Origin of the sequence: Methyloprofundus sedimenti, from assembly GCF_002072955.1 — a bacterium.
Taxonomy (GTDB): domain Bacteria; phylum Pseudomonadota; class Gammaproteobacteria; order Methylococcales; family Methylomonadaceae; genus Methyloprofundus; species Methyloprofundus sedimenti.
In genome coordinates this window covers 1,573,622-1,591,566 of the sequence record NZ_LPUF01000001.1, presented here as the reverse complement: position 1 = coordinate 1,591,566, position 17,945 = coordinate 1,573,622, and the positions used below count along the sequence as shown (strand labels likewise).

The following is a 17,945-nucleotide window of genomic DNA, read 5'->3' as shown; positions in this document are numbered from 1 at the left end:
TATATTCAATACCAGAATCGATTAAAAATGAGCATTATACAGGATTACTGTTGTCATATTTGCCTTGTAAAAGTAAACAGAGTTCAAACAAATCATTGAGCACAATGCTTGCTAAAGCTTGCATTTTGCCGTCAACATCAGGACTAGAAGGAATCAGGATTGAAAATGCATTAGCATTGTTTGCCGCCAATAATCCAGTTAAAGAATCCTCAACGACCAGGCAGGATTGAATTGGTTGCTGCATTTTGGCAGCTGCTCGCAGAAAAATATCTGCTGCAGGTTTGGGTTTCTGAACATGATCACGACATACGATAATACTAAATAAATTCTCAATACCTGCATATTGTAAACATTCTCGCGCATTAAATTCCGGGCTATTAGTTGCCAGGCAAAAAGGTGTCTGAGTCTCTTGAAGGACTGTTAATAAATCATACCCCCCCTTTTTGACTGCAATTCCCTCTCGCTCTACATTGCTACGCCAAAACTCTGCACTTAATGCGTAAAATTCTGTAAAAGGAAATTCCTCAGCAAAATACTCAGTCAGCTTGAGCTCAATAACCGAAAAAGGAAGACCGGAAAGAGAGGTACAAAATACATCACTCATAGCATAGCCAAGTTCAAAAGCTGCTTGTTGCCAGGCTGTAAAATACGTAGATTCGGTGTCTAAAATCAAACCATCCATATCCAGAATAATGGCATTATAATCTGGTAGAAGACTCATACCCTGGAGATCACTTTAATATATTCTCCCTGTGCTTCTCGTGTTGAACCGACCAGAATACGCACTTGTCCAGTGCTGGCAATTTCCAGCTGACCAGATACTTCAATACGCTCGCCCTGCTCAGCCTGTCCGGTATAAGTTGCCGTATAGCAAACAATTTCAGTTATAGACGGGTGATCAAGCATAAATTTTGCTGGATAATCAAAAGCTTTGTGAGCATCAATAACTGTTGCCTGAATAACAATCGCTCCCTGTTTTAAATAACTTATATTTGCTTGCTCAACAACTGGCTCAATCAAGTTTAGATCAAATTTTCGTTGCTTAATCAGCGCCTTATTATACTTTCTCTGTTCATGCCAGACATACTCGGAATAAGTCAAATCACACTGTCTACGCAGGTATGACTCCTGCCAGGCCATCTCGTCCAGTTGTTGCAGTTTGTTTTTTGCAATTAACTGCCTGATCAGCCGTCGGTGTATATGAAAGGGTGTTCTGCCGTAAACGACCAGATCAATATCAGAGTTTGTTTGTTGCGCACCTATCAATAATGAACCCGTGATACCTAAGTCGTGTAACTGCATTCCCTGCTCTATCAATAACTGACACAATGAAATAAGATCTTGCTCAATAGCATCAGGATTTTGTTTAGCCAGAATACTCTGTAAACGCTGACGAGGTTGATAATGAATGCTAATAGAAGACACTGAAATTGCATGTAAATGCGCAGATTTTACTTCTGAATAAAATAAATATTGAGGATATTGCGTTTTTAGTAATTGATTAGCTTGCTGGGTTGCCAGTTTTTGCCACGATTCCCCCTGTTGTTTATAACGCAAAAAACAGAGCACTTTCCCCTCTTCCAGACCTTGTTCTACAACGGCAAAAACCAGCCCCTCTTTAGTCTGAATAAAATCTTTAGCTTGGTATTGAGTCACTTGCCATCTCTTCTGCGGGTACTTAGTGTGAAACTGCCTGGAAATTAATCTTTAGCCCATTCCGCCAAAACTTACTGCAAAATATCCAGTCCTGCAGTATCGCTTTCAAACACAAGTGGCTTTTCACTGCTTTGTCTATCTAACTTTAAACCCATAAAATCAAATAACTGAGTATCTGCCATTTGCGAAGGCGCTATATTTTGCAGGCTGGAAAAAATACTTTCCAGTCGCCCTGGAAACAGCTTATCCCAGCCTTCCAGCATGTGTTTCATCGCCTGACGTTGCAGATTTTCTTGCGAACCACATAAATTGCACGGAATAATTGGAAACTGCATGTACTCATTATACTTAACAATATCTTGTTCTTTACAATAGGCAAGCGGCCTGATTACCATATTTTGCCCATCATCACTAAGTAACTTGGGCGGCATAGCCTTTAATTTACCCGCATAAAATATATTCAGAAAAAACGTTTCCAGAATATCATCTCGATGGTGGCCTAAAGCAATTTTGGTCACACCTTGCTCTTGAGCATAGCCATACAAAGACCCACGACGCAATCGTGAACACAGACCACAAGTTGTCTGGCCTTCCGGTATCACTCGCTTAACGATACTATAAGTATCATTCTCAATAATATGATACGCAACACCCAGTTTTTCCAGATAACCTGGTAATACATGCTCGGGGAAACCCGGCTGTTTCTGATCCAGATTAACCGCCAATATATCGAATTGAATCGGTGCTGTTTTCTGTAAATGCATCAAAATGTCCAGCAAAGTATAAGAATCTTTGCCGCCCGATAAACACACCATGATTTTATCGCCTGCTTCTATCATATTGAAGTCAGCAATCGCACTACCTACATTTCTACGCAGGCGTTTATGCAGTTTATTAAATTCGGTGCGATCTTTTTTAGGATTAGTCATGAAAAAACATTTTAGTTATAACGACAAAAGGCGAGAAAATGCCTCTATTAGAAAACACTTTCTCGCCTTTTGTTTTGTTTATTGAATGGCTTATGTTTAATACTTAAGCGTAGAATAAAATTCAGTCCGCTCTAAATCCGGCTTTACACTATTAGCCGTTATAGCGTTGAAAAATCAAAGATGCATTTGTTCCACCAAAGCCAAAGCTATTCGACATCAAAGTATTTAAAGTAACATTATCTTTACGCTCTGTAACGATAGGCATCCCTTCTGCCATCGGATCAAGCTGGGTAATATTTGCCGAGGCACTGATAAAATTATTCTGCATCATCAAGATAGAATAAATCGCCTCGTTAACTCCCGCCGCGCCTAAAGCATGACCTGTTAAGGATTTTGTGGAAGTAATAAAAGGCATGTCTTCGGGCGAAAATACTTCACGCAAAGCACCTATTTCACGCTCATCACCCACAGGTGTGCTGGTACCATGAGCATTCACATAATCAACTTTACCATCAGTAGTCGCCATCGCCTGTCGCATACAACGAATAGCACCTTCCCCTGAAGGTTGTACCATATCATAGCCATCAGATGTGGCACCATAACCGGTTATTTCAGCATATATTTTCGCACCGCGAGCTTTTGCATGCTCCAACTCTTCAAGCACAAGCACACCCCCTCCACCGGATATAACAAAGCCATCACGCGTTAAGTCATACGCTCGAGAAGCCGTAGTAGGAGCGTCATTATATTTAGACGACATAGCTCCCATAGCATCAAACAGGACAGACATAGTCCAATGTACTTCTTCACCGCCACCGGCAAAAACAACATCCTGCTTACCCATCTGAATCTGTTCCATCGCATTACCAATACAATGCGCACTGGTTGCACAAGCCGAGGTAATTGAGTAATTGATACCCTTTATCTTAAATGGTGTTGCTAAACACGCAATATTAGTGCTCGACATTGTACGTGGCACCATATAAGGGCCTACTTTCTTAATACCCTTTTCGCGTAAAATATCAGCTGCAGCAACCAGATTTGATGTAGAAGGACCACCAGATCCCATAATCAAACCAGTGCGCACATTGGAAACTTCATTCTCTTCCAGACCTGCATCTAGAATAGCTTGCTGCATGGCAATATAATTAAAAGCCGCACCATCACCCATAAAACGCTTAATTTTACGTTCAATAAAATCATCCAGATTTATATCAATCGCACCGCGCACATGACTACGAAAGCCTAATTCTTTATAGTCTTCAGCAAAGCTAATGCCTGACTTCCCTTCTTTTAAAGATGCAAGAACTTGTTCACTGTTATTTCCAATACTAGAAACAATCCCTAGTCCAGTTATAACTATTCTTTTCATATCTCGCCTCTTAAAACTCTGTTGTATTTGTAAATAAACCTACACGTAGGTCTTTTGCTGTGTAAATTACATTGCCATCAACTTCCATTGTTGCATCTGCAATTCCCATAACAAGTTTACGCATAATTACGCGCTTTAACTGAATGCGATAGGTCACTTTTTTCGCCGTAGGTAAAACCTGGCCCGTAAATTTAACTTCACCCACGCCTAAAGCACGCCCTCTTCCAGGTCCACCTTTCCAGCCCAGATAAAACCCTACTAATTGCCACATTGCATCAAGCCCTAAGCAACCAGGCATAACCGGGTCGCCTTCGAAATGACATTTAAAAAACCATAAATCCGGGTTAATATCTAGCTCTGCAATAATTTCGCCTTTATCAAATTCGCCGCCCTCATCAGTGATAAGAGTAATTCGATCCATCATTAACATATTAGGTAGAGGCAATTTAGCGTTGCCAGGACCAAATAGACCATTATGTCCTGATTCTAATAAGTCTGCGCGATCATAACTATGCTGCTTTTGCATTCCAAATCCTGTTTCATTTTTTATAATTATGTTTTCAGTCGAGCATTATACCCTGTTATTAATAAAGGTAGAAAAAATTATCATCCGTTTTCTATCGTTAAAATATCTGCCAAAAATAAAACTAATAAGCTCTAAACAGCAAAATTACTGGGCTAAAATTTATTATTTATATTTAATATCTTGCATAAAATCATTCATACGCAAGTTGCCACTCTGCAAACGGCTTTGATAAATCAAAGCATAAGTAAGGACGGCAGCCACATAAGCTCTGGTTTCTTTATAAGGAATTGTTTCTATCCAGATATCAGCCGCATAGTCCCGATCAATTTTAAGCCATTTATTAACATTGTGCGGGCCTGCGTTATAAGCAGCAGCCGCAAGCGCAAAATTTCCATCAAACTTATCTAACATTTGCTTGTAATAATAAGCACCAAATTTTAAATTTACTGATGGCTGCAATAAGACTGCCTTTGAACGCCAGGGAAAGTGTGTTTCTTTCGCTATCTGTCTGCCTGTGCCCGGCATAATTTGCATAAGTCCCATAGCACCGGCTGGAGACCCCGCTGACGGATCAAACATACTCTCCCTACGCACCAGGCCATATATTATTGCACTCTCCAACTGTTGAATCAGTGCATTTTCCTCAATCTTTTCCGCATAATCAACAGGAAAACGTAACCCTACATCGTCCCAGTACTTTGCTCTAGACACCGTAAGTATCGCTAGTCTATGCCATTGCCATTGCTGAGCTATTTTTGCTGCTGATAACAAATCATCACCCTTCAAGTTACGCACAGCCTCCCACCAAAATTGTTGCGCTTCTTTTTCCATTTCCAGTGCTCGAAATTCATTAATGATAACAAATTTCTCTTGTGACAATAAACGTAACTTATTACTTTCATTCAATATTATTGGCTTATCAACTAAAGCATAATCCTGATGCAAATAGTCAGCCGCCAAAAATCCATAATAACTACGTTCATTCGCAAGTTGCTTATAAATTGCCAGGCCTTTCTCGCTCTGATTAGTCTGTAATAATGCTTTAGCTTGCCAATATCGCCAGCGTTCCTGATTTTTTTCCTTGACTGATAAGTTCTGTAATGCCTGATCAACATGCTGCCAATTATTCTCAATTAATGCCGCTCTGACTGCCCATATTCGTGTTGTTGCATCTAATTGAGGTAATTCACTAAAGCGGGCATACGCTTTAGCAGATTTATTAAAGGTAAACTGTAAAGCAATGGCTCGTTCGACTTGAAAAACCTGATTCTTTGATAACTTAAAAGCTGTCTTTTTTGCATCCCATAATCCTGCGGCATTTTCTACATCAGCACTCACCATCCTTTTCATGGCATAAGTAAACATTTCCGCTTGCTGTGCTTTTGAAACTGCTGAAAAAAAACCTGCCTGTGAGATTAATGCTGGATTTTTTACCAGCTTTAACCATTTTTCAGCATTTTCACGCTCAATGGCACTGCTTAACATTTTGACTAAATAAGTCGCTAAACTATACTGCCTGGCCTTCGCCGCAAGCATAAATCGTTGCCAAATCAACTCTTGTGTTAAATAAGATGACTGCGTAAATTTTGTCAGTAAGGGATCGCAACCTTTTGGCAACGAAGAGCCCGTTAACCATATTTTTTTTGTAGCCTTTAGCGCCTTGGTTTTATAGTTTCGCTGATACTGTGCCCAATTATATCGACATTGAAATAATTTACTGTTAGAAGACGTGTAATTTGCAACAAAGGTATTCCATTTACCCTGCCGATAAAGATAATCTAGCCATTTCCAGCGTAATTTCTGCGTGTAACGAGACTCCTTGGCGTTGTGCAAAAAATCAAGTATTTGCTTATCTTGCTCTAAATGCTTACTTAACCATTGATATTGCAAATAAAAATACAATGGATATGATTTTAAATCAGTGCTTATCGCAGCATAACCCTGATCATCACCCGATGCTATCATCATCTCGGCTTGCAAAAAGCCCTGGCGCTGTTGCTCAAGCACACTTGCATAACTCTCAAACGAACCAGAAAGAAGAAATAGAAACAAAATTTTCTGGCATTTAAGCCACATACTTCCCTTTTTAATTGTAGCTTTACCACCATTTTTAAACACAGAAACTCTCCAAATAAAGCTATAATTCATCTTAAATATCTATAACTACCAAACTAAGTAAACATCGTGCTAAATCAAGACACGCCCAAAACAACTCTATATACATGGCCTTATATTTTAAGTATCGTCAGACAACACAAAAAAGAACTTGTTAGCGCACAATTACTCGCTATTCTTGCAACTCTCGCGACCGTGCCAGTACCACTGTTAATGCCTTTACTGGTTGATGAAGTTTTGCTAAATAAACCCGGCTTCACCATACATACCATTAACCAATTTGTACCATTTCATTGGCAAACACCGATACTTTATATCAGTGTTATATTAATCACCAGTCTTGTTTTAAGAACACTTGGAATTATTTTTAATATTATCCAGTCGCGTCAATTTTGTCGTATTTCTAAAGATATTATTTTTCATATTCGAAAAAATCAGATCAACCACCTTAAGCATATCTCTATGGCTGAATATGAGAGCTTAGGTAGCGGCACAGTCATCACTCACTTGGTTACAGACCTGGATACCATCGATACTTTTATCGGCAGTACCACCAGCAAACTACTAGTTGCCTGCTTAACCATTATTGGCACCGGTGTCATCCTGTTATGGATGCACTGGCAATTGGGCTTATTTATCTTATTGCTTAACCCTATCGTAATCTTCTTTACGCGTAGCCTGGGCAAAAAAGTTAAAACCTTGAAGGCAAAAGAAAATTCTGCTTACGGCATTTTCCAGCAGGCTTTATCCGAAACTTTAGAAGCCATTCAGCAAATCCGTGTCAGCAACCGGGAAAAACATTATTATAAAAAACTGATCGATTCCGCTGCCGAGGTAAAAGAACACTCCATTTCCTTTGCCTGGAAAAGTGATGCTGCAACCCGTTTCAGTTTCTTAATCTTCTTATTTGGGTTCGATATCTTTCGTTCAGCGGCCATGCTAATGGTGCTGTATTCAAACTTAAGTATCGGTGAAATGCTCGCCGTATTCGGTTATCTATGGTTTATGATGGCTCCAGTACAAGAAGTATTAGGCATACAATATTCATTTTTTGGTGCTAAAGCAGCGCTCGCTCGCATCAATCGCCTGCAAGCCTTACAACAGGAACCGATTTATCCTGCACTTGAGGACCCATTTAAAAATAAACATACTGTTAGTTTGCGCATTAAGGACTTGCACTTTAGCTATGCTGATGAACAAGATGAAATACTAACAGGCATTAATTTATCTGTTAAAGCCGGCGAAAAAATAGCCCTGGTTGGTGCTAGCGGCGGCGGTAAATCGACATTAATTCAAACCTTGATAGGCTTATACCCGGCTAAAAAAGGAATGATTTATTATGACAATGTGCCAATTAATAAAATTGGTTTTGACCGGGTTCGAGAGCATGTAGTTACTGTCCTGCAACACCCGATACTGTTTAATGATACGATTCGTGAAAACCTTGCGCTAGGTAAACTGGTTACCGATATAGAATTATGGAAAGCACTTGAAATAGCGCAATTAAAAGATACAGTCAGTCAACTGGAAAAAGCTCTGGATACCATAATTGGGCGCCAGGGAATGCGCCTGTCCGGTGGACAAAGACAGCGCATGGCCATCGCGCGTATGGTCATTGCCAAACCCAGTATCGTGATTCTTGATGAAGCTACATCTGCCCTGGATACAGAAACCGAACGCAAGTTACATCTAGCCTTGGCAGATTTCTTAAAAAACCGCACCACCATCATTATTGCCCACAGACTCAGCGCGATAAAACAAGCAGATCACGTATATGTGTTTGAAGAAGGTAAAATTTGTGAACAAGGTAGCCACGAAAAATTAATCAATCAAAATGGACTTTATGCAAAACTGTATGGAGAATATCAGCAATGATTGAAAAAAAATATGACTTGCATTGCCACTCCAGCTTTTCCGATGGCTCACTATCTCCGACTGAACTTATTTTACGTGCCATAGAGCAAGGCGTTACCACCCTCGCTCTAACTGACCATGATACAGTTTCAGGTCTCTTCGAAGCGCAACACACCAGTGAGCAACATGATCTGAATTTCATTCCCGGCATTGAACTTTCCTGCATCTGGAATAAGAAAACATTCCATATATTAGGACTCAATATAGATGCCAATAATGCCGAACTGCTAGCAGGAACGCATCAATTACAAATTATTCGTCTTGAGCGAGCCAAAAAAATTGCATCCAAATTAGAAAAACACAAAATCCCCGGTGCATTCGAAGCAGTACATGAAGCTGCAGGTCCTGGCATGATTACCCGACCACACTTTGCTGATTTTTTAATTAAAAAAGGCCATGTCAGCACGACCCAGGAAGCCTTTGACCGTTATCTAGGAGAAGGCAAACCAGCTTTCGTAAAAACCCAATGGGTAGACCTAGCAGATGCTATACACTGGATTAAAGCAGCTAAAGGCATTGCTGTACTGGCCCACCCGATGCGCTATAAACTCACTGCAAGCTGGATGCGCCGGTTTTTATCTGACTTTAAAGAAATGGGCGGCCAGGGAATAGAAATTATTACAGCACGCAGCAACCCCGACGAAATAAGGCGCACGATTCATTTCGCCAAACAATACGAACTCTATGGCTCAGTTGGCTCAGATTTTCACACGCCAAAAAACCAATGGGTTGAACTAGGTCGTTTAAGCTCACTGCCAAAAAGCATCCCGCCTGTATGGGATTTATTTACTCATTAAAAAAAATCCCTCTACAAACAAAATATTACAGAGAATCCTCCGAATAAAACAAAAATTTACTAGTCAAACCCAAAAAAAGCATTATAATAGTCTGCTCTCAATCAGAGATTGATGCCTCGGTGGCGAAATTGGTAGACGCAAGGGACTTAAAATCCCTCGCCTTCTGGGTGTGCCGGTTCGACTCCGGCCCGAGGCACCACATATAAATAAAGGGCTACAGCCGTAAGGCTACTGCCCTTTTTTTATGCCTGTCGTTACGGTGATATAACAGCCTCAGGCTGGGCCTTCTATTGCTCTCGAATAATAAAATACTTTACTCGACTTCTTTGGCGAGGAAAACCGCTGCCTTTTTTAATATTTCGCGTTCCATGAGCAATTACTCAACTTCCTTACGTAACCAGACTAATTACTAACCAGATGAGCTAGGTGTTGATTTTATTTCGATTTTTTGTCTTCGTCCTGCTCTAACTCAACGCTCAATGACACTTAAGGGATACGCTTAAGCTGTCTGCGACTTGTTAGTGGATATGTCCTGTCTCGATAACGTATTTGGCTGCATCTTGTTTAAATTCAAGATTATATTCAGGTCTTTTTGGTTTATTTTGCTTACTCATATTCACCTCGAATGCCATTATAAGTCAGCCTTTAGAAGTGTCGTGGTGTATTAAACCATTTCAACGCAGATGATTGATATAGACCAGGACGGGCGGCCTGGATATTATTTCCATTGACAGGAGCACCAAAAAATCTGGCTGTATGAAAATTCTGCTGGCCCTATCAAAAATTCCAGGTAATCAGATTTTTACTCGATGTCTATAATTTATATCTCATCAACTGGACACCCTCTATCATCTGCAGTGCAAAAAAACCGGCTTTACCATTATTATCAAATTTGAGTAATTTAGCGGCATTCGCTAAATCATCGGATAAATCTTTGACAGCTATTTTTCGGTTTTTGATGTTAACTTTTTTGGATATTTTTGAAAGCTCGCCATTTGACTTGCGAACAAATTTTTTGAAATTATTTTCCACCCCACAGTGCAACGCTTTGGGGGCAAGATGTAAATCGATCTGTACAACTTCAACATTAAATGTACACAACATCAGATGAGGTGACAGACGACGCATGACTGATGATTGTTTAACACTATTCTTATCAATCCCCTGCGCCATCAATCCAGGATATGCAGAGACAATTTCTGAGCGCATTAAGAAACCGGCAACCGGGAAATTAACGGATTCTATTGCTGTTCTTAGCTTAAGTTCATGCTGATGATCGTTTGAGAGAAAACGACCGGGACTAAATGCTCCTTCCAGCAAGCATTTTAACCAAAAGTTATCCACCTGAAAAAATCTTATAGAATCAATTGGTAACATTGCTTCTTCTGGCAAAAGATAATTTAATGGAACAAGCTCAAGGGATGCGAGTTTATTTAGAAATGAGGAAATTTCTTCAGGAACTTCATCCGCGGAAATTGGGGAATTTGCCGACCGGGCAAACCCGATATGACTGACTTGTAGCTCCGCCTTGTTAGCCAGGATAGCGGTTTTTTCCTTATGCTTCCAGCGAATCAAGGACTGAGCGAAACTTCCTGCAGAAAGACCTAACAGGCGCCCAAGTTCCCAAGCCGCTGCATAGCTCACATTGAAAACGCCTAGCCTCCCCCGCACATGAACTTCATGTCGATGGGACGATTTGTCAATAGAACCGTTCTGCAGAGACTCTGTAAGTGGCAGGTGAAGTATCAATCCGTCATCAAGTTCGGCCATGTGCGCTCCTAGTTATTTTCGTTATCTTGCTTATTCGGGTTAAGTTCCAGCCAGCCTTCGCGAATTTCCTGTTTAGCGGATGATGCACCTGAAGCCGCCGCAGGCTCAGATATCGCTTGTTGATCTGTCCGCTCCCATTGTTCACGTCGCCTTTCTAACCAGTCCCAGTGTAATCCGTGATGACGCGGTAATGGCAGGGTGAGCTTGTCACTGGGGGTCAGTACGGGTGCAGTCAGAAATATCGGTCGCATTTTTGCTAATGCTTCACTATAAAACTGTTTCGGCAAGGTGATGCTTTTTTGTGGCAGTATGCCACTGGTTGCCTGCAAATGACCGCGAGGGTCAATCAGCAAGGTAAGTATCTGTGCAGGCTGACGAATTGAAAGCGGAATTAGCGGAGGCTCTGTAGCCCCGATGATTTTATTTTCAGTTTTTGAGGAGCTGCCTGTTTCCTGCTGCGCCATCTCAACGGCGTTCGCGTTAGGTGCATGAAACTGCTTACTAAGTCGCTCTTCGTTGTCTTCCCGCCAATAGCCGACCAGGCCATCGTTAACTTGCCTATGATCTCCGATCCGTACCGGGAACTTGACATTTTCATAACCGGCACTATCACGAATACCGCTATGCAGATCGCGATGGAATGCTCCGTAGCCCTGGTCATTTGCGGGTAGTCCTTTTAGTAACAGTTCCACTTTAACCTGTACAATCGCCAAAGGCCGTCCACTCATCAAAGCCCATTCGTCGGCACCAAAGTTCTCGGGATGGATAGTGTCCAGGGAATTTTCCAACGTATGAGCAAAAAGATCGATAAATTTCCCCCCTTGCCTGATTAACCATTCGATGACCCTCCTCAGCGTTGGATTGGAAAACATTGCCGGTGCCAACGGCCGTTCCATGCCGGGCGCAGGTTGCCAAATCAGGTCTGAATCAGCATTTAATGTACCCAGAGGATGCCCCTTTGCATCATGAACCATAATTAATTCATCAAGATCATTCACTGTCAGCCAGCCACAAACCGGCGATCTATTGTGGTGTTCTGACGCATCTTTAATTTTCTCGGCAGCCTGTAGCAGGCGAAACTCGAGTCTTGCCGATTGTGAAAGGCGAACCGGCAGTGATACCAGATTGTCATGCTGTGCCACTTCAAGTCGTTCGGTCCGTTCTATTTTGTTAACGGATTGTTCCCGGCTTTGACCAAAATTGTCAATTAAGCGCAGACGACGCAATTCCAATGCACCGGATTGGATCGGGTGAAAATCCAGTGTTGGGTCAGGCGCTGTCGTGCGTTGTTGTCCAACCGCATTTTTGACCCTTTGGGCGAACTCGGCGTATTCTGCAAAAGCCAGAGGATCATCAGCAGGTAATTGCATAACCTGTTGCTTTTGCAGCATGGCAGCGTTAATGCCACTGAGCGGGAATGTCAGCATTTGCGCTTTTGTTGCAGATAGTTTTTTTGTATATCCAAAAACTCTTTGGGTACAATGCCTTTATGGGCATTAATAAATTCATCCAGTCGTACATTCATTGCTGCTGATGCATTTGGACTGATCAAACTTCTGCCGCCTAAAAAACTTGCTGTTTGTGCTAATGGGCATTGTTCTGGCATCAGTTCCAATTCATTAGACTCTCGCGGTAATTGATAACCCTGATAAATAAACTCTGGATCATACTGGCTACTTTTTCCGTTATGAAGATGACTAATTGCCAAGGGATACAATGCAACTTCCCATTCAGCAAATAAGGGATTCCAGGAAGTCCCATCCGCTTCAAAATAACCGAATGAATCAGGTTTTGACTGTTGAATATGATCGAGAGTTTTTCGCAACGACTGAATAACCTTGAGTGATGCTGGCTTATCATTACCCAGAAGCGCGTCGGTTGATAATCCTTGTATATAAGTACATCTCAATAGATCATGTGGGTAATGATCTTCAGTTTGAAAGCTATCACTGCTTGTTGCATCGTCTCCCACAATTGCCACTGCGGGTTCTTTGGGTTGCCAAAATCGTGGTGCTGCAACCTGGCGTAAGGAAAAAGCAGGTCTGTTGCCAGGGTTTATTATTGCCTTGAGTTGTTTAGAGTCTGCCTGTCCTCTAATAAATCGAAGACCTGTTATTGCACCTTTAAAGTTGCCTTTAACTTCTTGTAGATCTGAGAATTCAGCGGTGAAAGTAGAGACTCCCAGATAACCGGAGCGCGTTTTACGACCGCCAATCAGTCCAGATTGGGTGGGTTTAGATTGTTTGTCCAGCTGATCTATCTGGATGGATTGTTCGGATTGAGATGTATTATAGGTGACAGTGATACTTCGCCATTGTCCGTTGGCAACAAGCTCATTACTTTCCATTCGGTCTATCACACCTAATGAATTGACTGTGGTCAACACTAGATGACCTGACGAATTACCGCTACGTAGCACTTCGATTTCGAACCATTGCGTGGGATCAAATGAGACGACAATGCCACCTTCTCCCGGATTTAATTTAAGCCAGAAAACCAGGGAAAAATCTCGTAATGGTTTATCTTCGTAGAGTATTGGGCCGTTTAAGCCCTCTAGATGATCCATTTTGACAAAAGTATTGGCATCTCCAAAACGAAGATACCCCCGATTGTAGAATCTTGTTCCAGGGTGATGTCTCCGTGAATTTTCCCCGAAATAAAGCAATGATTATAAATTGACAGTTTTTTCGTTAATTGATTAAGTGCTGTAGCTAAAGTTTGCGCCGTGTTTGCTTTAGTTCCCGTTGATGCTTTTGCTTTAAGTAAGGTTTGATTCTCAGTGAATCGATAATTGATTTCACCCGTGTCACGTTGCATTTCATGTAGTTTCTTTATTGAAACATTCTGTATAAAATGCTTTATTTCATCGACGTTTGCATGAATCCTATTTTCCGTACCTTGTGGATACATGGCAAACTGATAGCGATGCCAGTCGAAAAATATTTGAGTTTGCAAATCAATAATCGAATATTGCGCGGTTTGATATTCTTTTTGCAGTTCATTAGCTTTTCCAAGTAATTTTCCCAGTTCAGCGGGATATTCCTGTGCTAAACGATTGCCAGTGTTAACAGCATTGGCGGTTTCTTTGTTGGGTTCGTTACGTAATGCCCAGCTGATACCACCTGATTCTGCAACATAACTCTGTTCATGGCGTGTTTCAAGAAGTTTGTAATATTTGTCACTTTTTTTATTTGCAATTGCATTAATGGCACTTAGGTAATCAAGTTGTTCTTCTATTTGAGATTTTTTGAGTACGCTTTTTCCATTATTAAGAGTCTGTTTTGTCAGATAAGCGGCTAAGGCATCATTTGCATTACTACCTAAAGACACTTGATGATTAGTTAACTTACCCGGTTTACTATCACCTGGGCCTATTTTTATGCGTGAGTAGCAAACAACGACATCGGACGGATTGGATTGAATCGTTGATTTGTTGCCTGGATTAGCATGTCCAAGGTGCCAACCAAATGACTTTGAAATCAATTCATCCGTATTAAAACGTTTTCCCGAGATGCTGTTATTTACAATCCAGTTGATCAGGTTGTCATCTTTTTCTTTTCTCCAGCCTATTACTTCATAAGTCGGAGGCTTTTTTAAATCAAATATATCCGGGTCATGAAAACCAAAACACCTGGAGCTGGACGGGTAATAAGAAGCGAAAGCAGCATCACCGTAACCCATTGCCGTCAATTTAGGATATCTGTCTGGCGCTTTTTGTTCATCCAGTCATTTTTGTAAAGCTAATGTCCGGCCTATCATTCTAAAAGGTGGAGAACCATGCTTGGAATCATATGGCATATAACTGCCACTGGCATGCGGAAAATATGCAGGCGGCATTAAAACATCACTCTCCACCACCCATTCCTTACTTTCACCATCACCTGAAAAACGTCTAACAAGCCAGATATTGGGAGCTGGACAATAAATATGCGACATACCATTTTGAGAATTGAGAAATGCTCTTCGATAGGCCGCAGGTAAAAGCCAATGCAAGTGGATTCCAGGTTTTAATCGGAAGGTATCAGAAGCAAAGGAAGAATTCAGAACACTTAAACTGAGATAGGGTGTATCGGGGTTATGGTCATGAAAACCATCTGACCAAGGCAGACTTGAAAAATCTACAGCTGGCGGAACAACATATCGGTCTTCTTCAAGGAATAAGGCATTAATTTTGGTTGGCGTGAGAATTATTCCGTTCATTAAGCCCCCTTTCTTAATATCCGATGTAATCGCCTATGCCTTTGAATTGTAACGCACTTTTTCAAACAATCAAGTCGGTTTGAGGATTAAAAACTTAACAAGGAAATGCGAGAAGAATGAGGGGTAAGGTCTTTGATAGATGATTATTAATAATTCCACTAATCGAGAAATAATGCAGACCAAAATAATCTCCTGTTTTTTTCATAATATAACCCCACTGGCATATTATGTTGCTGCTCGAAGTTCCTGCCTAGCTGAAGTTATGACCCGAATAGATGAACGCATTAATAACCAAACCAGAGCAATCGCAACTAAAATATCTGGCCAACCTGATTCAGTAATCCACACCGCGCCTGCTGCGACAAAAACGGAAATATTTATCACGATATCATTTCGCGAACATTCCCAGACTGAACTCATATTTACATCTTCATTCCTGTGGCGCCAAAGCAGATAAAGACAAATAGAATTAGCGATTAGGCCAAGCAAACTAAATGCTCCCATGATTTCAAACACTGGAACTGTTGGCACCATAATGTGATAGACAATTTGAACAAGCACAGCAATTGCTGCGAACAAAATCAGAAAACCTTTAAATAGTGCAACCTTGGCCTTTGTTGCATTTTCTCTAGTTACAGCATATAAACTTAGTGCGTATGTTAATGCATCGCCAAGATTATCCAGACTGTCCGCGAATAATGCTGTTGATTTCCCATACATAGCGGCAACAACTATAATCAGAAACATGGCTAAATTTATACTTAGTACACTTAGCAATGTCCCCCTTTGTTTTTCTCTTAGTGCCTCTACAGCGCAACTATCATCACAACATCCGCTCATAAAATTATATTATTTAGTCTGTAAACCAGACCATTTTTCCATGATTAAAAATCTCAAGTCTAGCACTGGGACAGGTTAAGTCAAGAGGAAAAGGGTCACAAGAGGAAAAGGGTCAGGTCTTTGAACTATGATTATTAATTATTCCACTAATCGTAGAATAATGCAGACCAAAATAATCGCCAATTTCTTTCATACTATAACCCCCGCTGGCATAAGCATTTGCAATAGCCTCATTGCGAATATATTTTTCAGCATATTCAGACAGTGGTTTGACAATCCCCCTTCGTTGAGCTCTTGGAATTTCGCTTAAGTCCTGTTCTGCATTTAACAAACACTGCATAGATTCAACAAAATGCTCATTACCTAAAAACACCTGATTTCTCAAAGCCTCCCAAGGCGATGCCTGTCCCCGCCCCTGGCTAACAAAGTGTTTATAGGCTTGAACAGCTTCGGCTTTGTGTCCCGCAAAATTTGATAACACCCCATCCGTCTCCAGCCATTCCGGTGTATTTTTCAAACCGATCATGGCACGATAACTACTCCATTGCCAATCTTTTGCCGACCGCACCATGCCAGCGCGCACGGGATTCAGCACGATATATCGGCATAATTCCAGTAAATAGCTGTCTTTATCCACCAGGATGGCCTTATAACGCCCTTGAAATACATGCCCAACATGTTGATGAGTACGATTAAATGATTGTGTATATTTCCCGTTTAACTGCCGCATGCCCTGGGATAAATTCCCCTCGGGGGTTTCAATCAGTAAATGGTAATGATTACCCATCAGACAATAGGCGTGACAGAGCCAATGATATCGCTTACACACTTCAGATAAGATCGTTAAAAAGTTTTCTCTGTCGGTATCGGTTTCATAAATCGCTTCCTGTCGATTTCCTCGGGAAGTGACATGATACAACGCGCCAGAAAATTCAAGCCTTAGTGGTCTAGCCATCTTGCTATCCTTTATTTTTCTTTAGCTGATAACATATCACAACCTATTTCATAAATCAAAGACCTGACCCCTAGGGGTCCTATTTCAATCTATACCGACCCCATTGGTTTGTTTATTTTTTTACTTGCAAGTACTTTACTTTTCTTGTGTGTTAAATACTGATTATGCGCCAAATCAAATGTTTCCGCCATATTAGTAAATAACTGACTAAAAACCCATATAGCCGATTCTTTAAATTGATTGTATTCTTCTTTAGTTACAATATGGCTGGCGTGTGCAATCCTATCTCTTGTACCCCACAAGCTTTCACTGGTTTTCTTCCCATCAGCAAAAATAATAATATAATTGTTGCTGTTTGCTTGGTGTAGATTTTTTAAAATACCCCAGCTTCTATTGATAAAGTTAAGTTTATCAGGATATTCTTCATCGATTTTTTTGTAGTACTTTAAAAGCTTAATTAAAGATTCGATTTGATTCCAATATAGTAAGATAGAAAAGCTATATTCTTGGATATCTTCTAGTTTTTTAGTTCTTATCTTGAATGATGGATCGTAAACATTTCTCAATGCTGTCATTGCTTTTGTAGATAAACGAATAGGATTTTTTTTATTCAACTACTTCTCATATTTGCTAAAAATTATAACGCTCAGCATCACTGGGAATTTACGGTGCGTAAGCAGAGCAAATTTTCCATGTAAATCAAGGGGGCAGCCAGTAATACCGCTACCAGTCAAATAAATCATTAATAATATACACTACAGTGACAAACAATAGCTTACGAAAATCGTTTATTAAAAATTGTACCAGAAAAATAATATACAACGGTTAAAGTCATTGTTTCTAAAGCGATCATATATTTAGAAAAGATGAA

16 protein-coding genes and 1 tRNA gene are annotated in these 17,945 nt (G+C 40.7%); 3 read left to right on the top strand and 14 right to left on the bottom strand.

The window, feature by feature from the left end; all coding sequences use genetic code 11:
* Positions 1–34: 34 nt before the first annotated feature.
* The 6 genes from AU255_RS07020 to AU255_RS06995 all read right to left on the bottom strand — a co-directional run bounded on the left by AU255_RS07020 (position 35) and on the right by AU255_RS06995 (position 6,601).
* On the bottom strand, positions 35–721 hold the full coding sequence (locus AU255_RS07020) for an HAD family hydrolase (protein WP_080522208.1): 687 nt from the start codon (positions 719–721) through the stop codon (positions 35–37).
* The gene (locus AU255_RS07015) at positions 718–1,656 is read right to left on the bottom strand and encodes a hypothetical protein (protein ID WP_080522207.1); all 939 of its coding nucleotides are present in this window, start codon (positions 1,654–1,656) and stop codon (positions 718–720) included. Before AU255_RS07015 ends, AU255_RS07020 begins: the two co-directional genes overlap by 4 nt.
* Positions 1,657–1,727: 71 nt before the next feature.
* A complete protein-coding gene (ttcA, locus tag AU255_RS07010) occupies positions 1,728–2,585 on the bottom strand; it encodes a tRNA 2-thiocytidine(32) synthetase TtcA (RefSeq protein WP_080522206.1) in 858 nt (285 codons plus the stop codon).
* A gap of 151 nt (positions 2,586–2,736) precedes the next feature.
* Positions 2,737–3,957, bottom strand: a complete 1,221-nt coding sequence (gene fabB / locus AU255_RS07005; protein ID WP_080522205.1) for a beta-ketoacyl-ACP synthase I — start codon at positions 3,955–3,957, stop codon at positions 2,737–2,739.
* Positions 3,958–3,967: 10 nt separating this feature from the next.
* On the bottom strand, positions 3,968–4,483 hold the full coding sequence (gene fabA, locus AU255_RS07000) for a 3-hydroxyacyl-[acyl-carrier-protein] dehydratase FabA (RefSeq protein WP_080522204.1): 516 nt from the start codon (positions 4,481–4,483) through the stop codon (positions 3,968–3,970).
* A 162-nt stretch (positions 4,484–4,645) separates the two neighbouring features.
* Complete coding sequence (locus AU255_RS06995; RefSeq protein ID WP_158083074.1) at positions 4,646–6,601, bottom strand: transglycosylase SLT domain-containing protein; 1,956 nt, start codon at positions 6,599–6,601, stop codon at positions 4,646–4,648.
* Positions 6,602–6,667: 66 nt separating this feature from the next.
* Between AU255_RS06995 and AU255_RS06990 the strand changes: the two genes are divergently transcribed.
* The 3 genes from AU255_RS06990 to AU255_RS06980 all read left to right on the top strand — a co-directional run bounded on the left by AU255_RS06990 (position 6,668) and on the right by AU255_RS06980 (position 9,508).
* Positions 6,668–8,473 carry an ABC transporter ATP-binding protein gene (locus tag AU255_RS06990; protein WP_080522202.1) on the top strand — a complete coding sequence of 602 codons (1,806 nt, stop codon included), beginning with the start codon at positions 6,668–6,670 and terminating at the stop codon, positions 8,471–8,473.
* Positions 8,470–9,309, top strand: coding sequence for a PHP domain-containing protein (locus tag AU255_RS06985; RefSeq protein WP_332889034.1), 840 nt, complete (start codon positions 8,470–8,472; stop codon positions 9,307–9,309). Before AU255_RS06990 ends, AU255_RS06985 begins: the two co-directional genes overlap by 4 nt.
* A 113-nt stretch (positions 9,310–9,422) precedes the next feature.
* A tRNA-Leu gene (locus AU255_RS06980) sits at positions 9,423–9,508 on the top strand.
* Positions 9,509–10,122: 614 nt separating this feature from the next.
* Here AU255_RS06980 and AU255_RS06975 read toward each other — a convergent pair.
* From AU255_RS06975 to AU255_RS06940, 8 genes are all read right to left on the bottom strand, one after another.
* Complete coding sequence (locus AU255_RS06975; RefSeq protein WP_143735876.1) at positions 10,123–11,079, bottom strand: hypothetical protein; 957 nt, start codon at positions 11,077–11,079, stop codon at positions 10,123–10,125.
* An 8-nt stretch (positions 11,080–11,087) separates the two neighbouring features.
* Positions 11,088–12,506 carry a hypothetical protein gene (locus AU255_RS06970; protein WP_080522200.1) on the bottom strand — a complete coding sequence of 473 codons (1,419 nt, stop codon included), beginning with the start codon at positions 12,504–12,506 and terminating at the stop codon, positions 11,088–11,090.
* Positions 12,500–13,645 carry a LamG domain-containing protein gene (locus AU255_RS06965; RefSeq protein ID WP_080522199.1) on the bottom strand — a complete coding sequence of 382 codons (1,146 nt, stop codon included), beginning with the start codon at positions 13,643–13,645 and terminating at the stop codon, positions 12,500–12,502. The genes AU255_RS06970 and AU255_RS06965 overlap by 7 nt, the downstream gene beginning before the upstream one ends.
* Positions 13,633–14,760, bottom strand: coding sequence for a hypothetical protein (locus tag AU255_RS06960; RefSeq protein ID WP_080522198.1), 1,128 nt, complete (start codon positions 14,758–14,760; stop codon positions 13,633–13,635). Before AU255_RS06960 ends, AU255_RS06965 begins: the two co-directional genes overlap by 13 nt.
* A 45-nt stretch (positions 14,761–14,805) precedes the next feature.
* Entirely contained in the window at positions 14,806–15,279 is a 474-nt protein-coding gene (locus tag AU255_RS06955) for a hypothetical protein (protein WP_080522197.1), read from the bottom strand.
* Positions 15,280–15,504: 225 nt separating this feature from the next.
* Positions 15,505–16,119 carry a cation transporter gene (locus AU255_RS06950; protein ID WP_080522196.1) on the bottom strand — a complete coding sequence of 205 codons (615 nt, stop codon included), beginning with the start codon at positions 16,117–16,119 and terminating at the stop codon, positions 15,505–15,507.
* A 112-nt stretch (positions 16,120–16,231) separates the two neighbouring features.
* Complete coding sequence (locus AU255_RS06945) at positions 16,232–17,074, bottom strand: REP-associated tyrosine transposase (RefSeq protein ID WP_080522195.1); 843 nt, start codon at positions 17,072–17,074, stop codon at positions 16,232–16,234.
* Between the two features lie 89 nt (positions 17,075–17,163).
* Entirely contained in the window at positions 17,164–17,688 is a 525-nt protein-coding gene (locus AU255_RS06940) for a hypothetical protein (protein WP_080522194.1), read from the bottom strand.
* Positions 17,689–17,945 lie beyond the last annotated feature (257 nt).

What these genes read in the sequence shown, in the direction of transcription:
- AU255_RS06970 (WP_080522200.1), bottom strand. Translation starts at nt 12,506, where the DNA reads ATGCTGACATTCCCGCTCAGTGGCATTAACGCTGCCATGCTGCAAAAG.
- AU255_RS06955 (WP_080522197.1), bottom strand. Translation starts at nt 15,279, where the DNA reads ATGAACGGAATAATTCTCACGCCAACCAAAATTAATGCCTTATTCCTT.
- fabA (WP_080522204.1), bottom strand. Translation starts at nt 4,483, where the DNA reads ATGCAAAAGCAGCATAGTTATGATCGCGCAGACTTATTAGAATCAGGA.
- fabB (WP_080522205.1), bottom strand. Translation starts at nt 3,957, where the DNA reads ATGAAAAGAATAGTTATAACTGGACTAGGGATTGTTTCTAGTATTGGA.
- ttcA (WP_080522206.1), bottom strand. Translation starts at nt 2,585, where the DNA reads ATGACTAATCCTAAAAAAGATCGCACCGAATTTAATAAACTGCATAAA.
- AU255_RS07020 (WP_080522208.1), bottom strand. Translation starts at nt 721, where the DNA reads ATGAGTCTTCTACCAGATTATAATGCCATTATTCTGGATATGGATGGT.
- AU255_RS06985 (WP_332889034.1), top strand. Translation starts at nt 8,470, where the DNA reads ATGATTGAAAAAAAATATGACTTGCATTGCCACTCCAGCTTTTCCGAT.
- AU255_RS06975 (WP_143735876.1), bottom strand. Translation starts at nt 11,079, where the DNA reads ATGGCCGAACTTGATGACGGATTGATACTTCACCTGCCACTTACAGAG.
- AU255_RS06960 (WP_080522198.1), bottom strand. Translation starts at nt 14,760, where the DNA reads ATGGGTTACGGTGATGCTGCTTTCGCTTCTTATTACCCGTCCAGCTCC.
- AU255_RS06945 (WP_080522195.1), bottom strand. Translation starts at nt 17,074, where the DNA reads ATGGCTAGACCACTAAGGCTTGAATTTTCTGGCGCGTTGTATCATGTC.
- AU255_RS06950 (WP_080522196.1), bottom strand. Translation starts at nt 16,119, where the DNA reads ATGAGCGGATGTTGTGATGATAGTTGCGCTGTAGAGGCACTAAGAGAA.
- AU255_RS06965 (WP_080522199.1), bottom strand. Translation starts at nt 13,645, where the DNA reads ATGGATCATCTAGAGGGCTTAAACGGCCCAATACTCTACGAAGATAAA.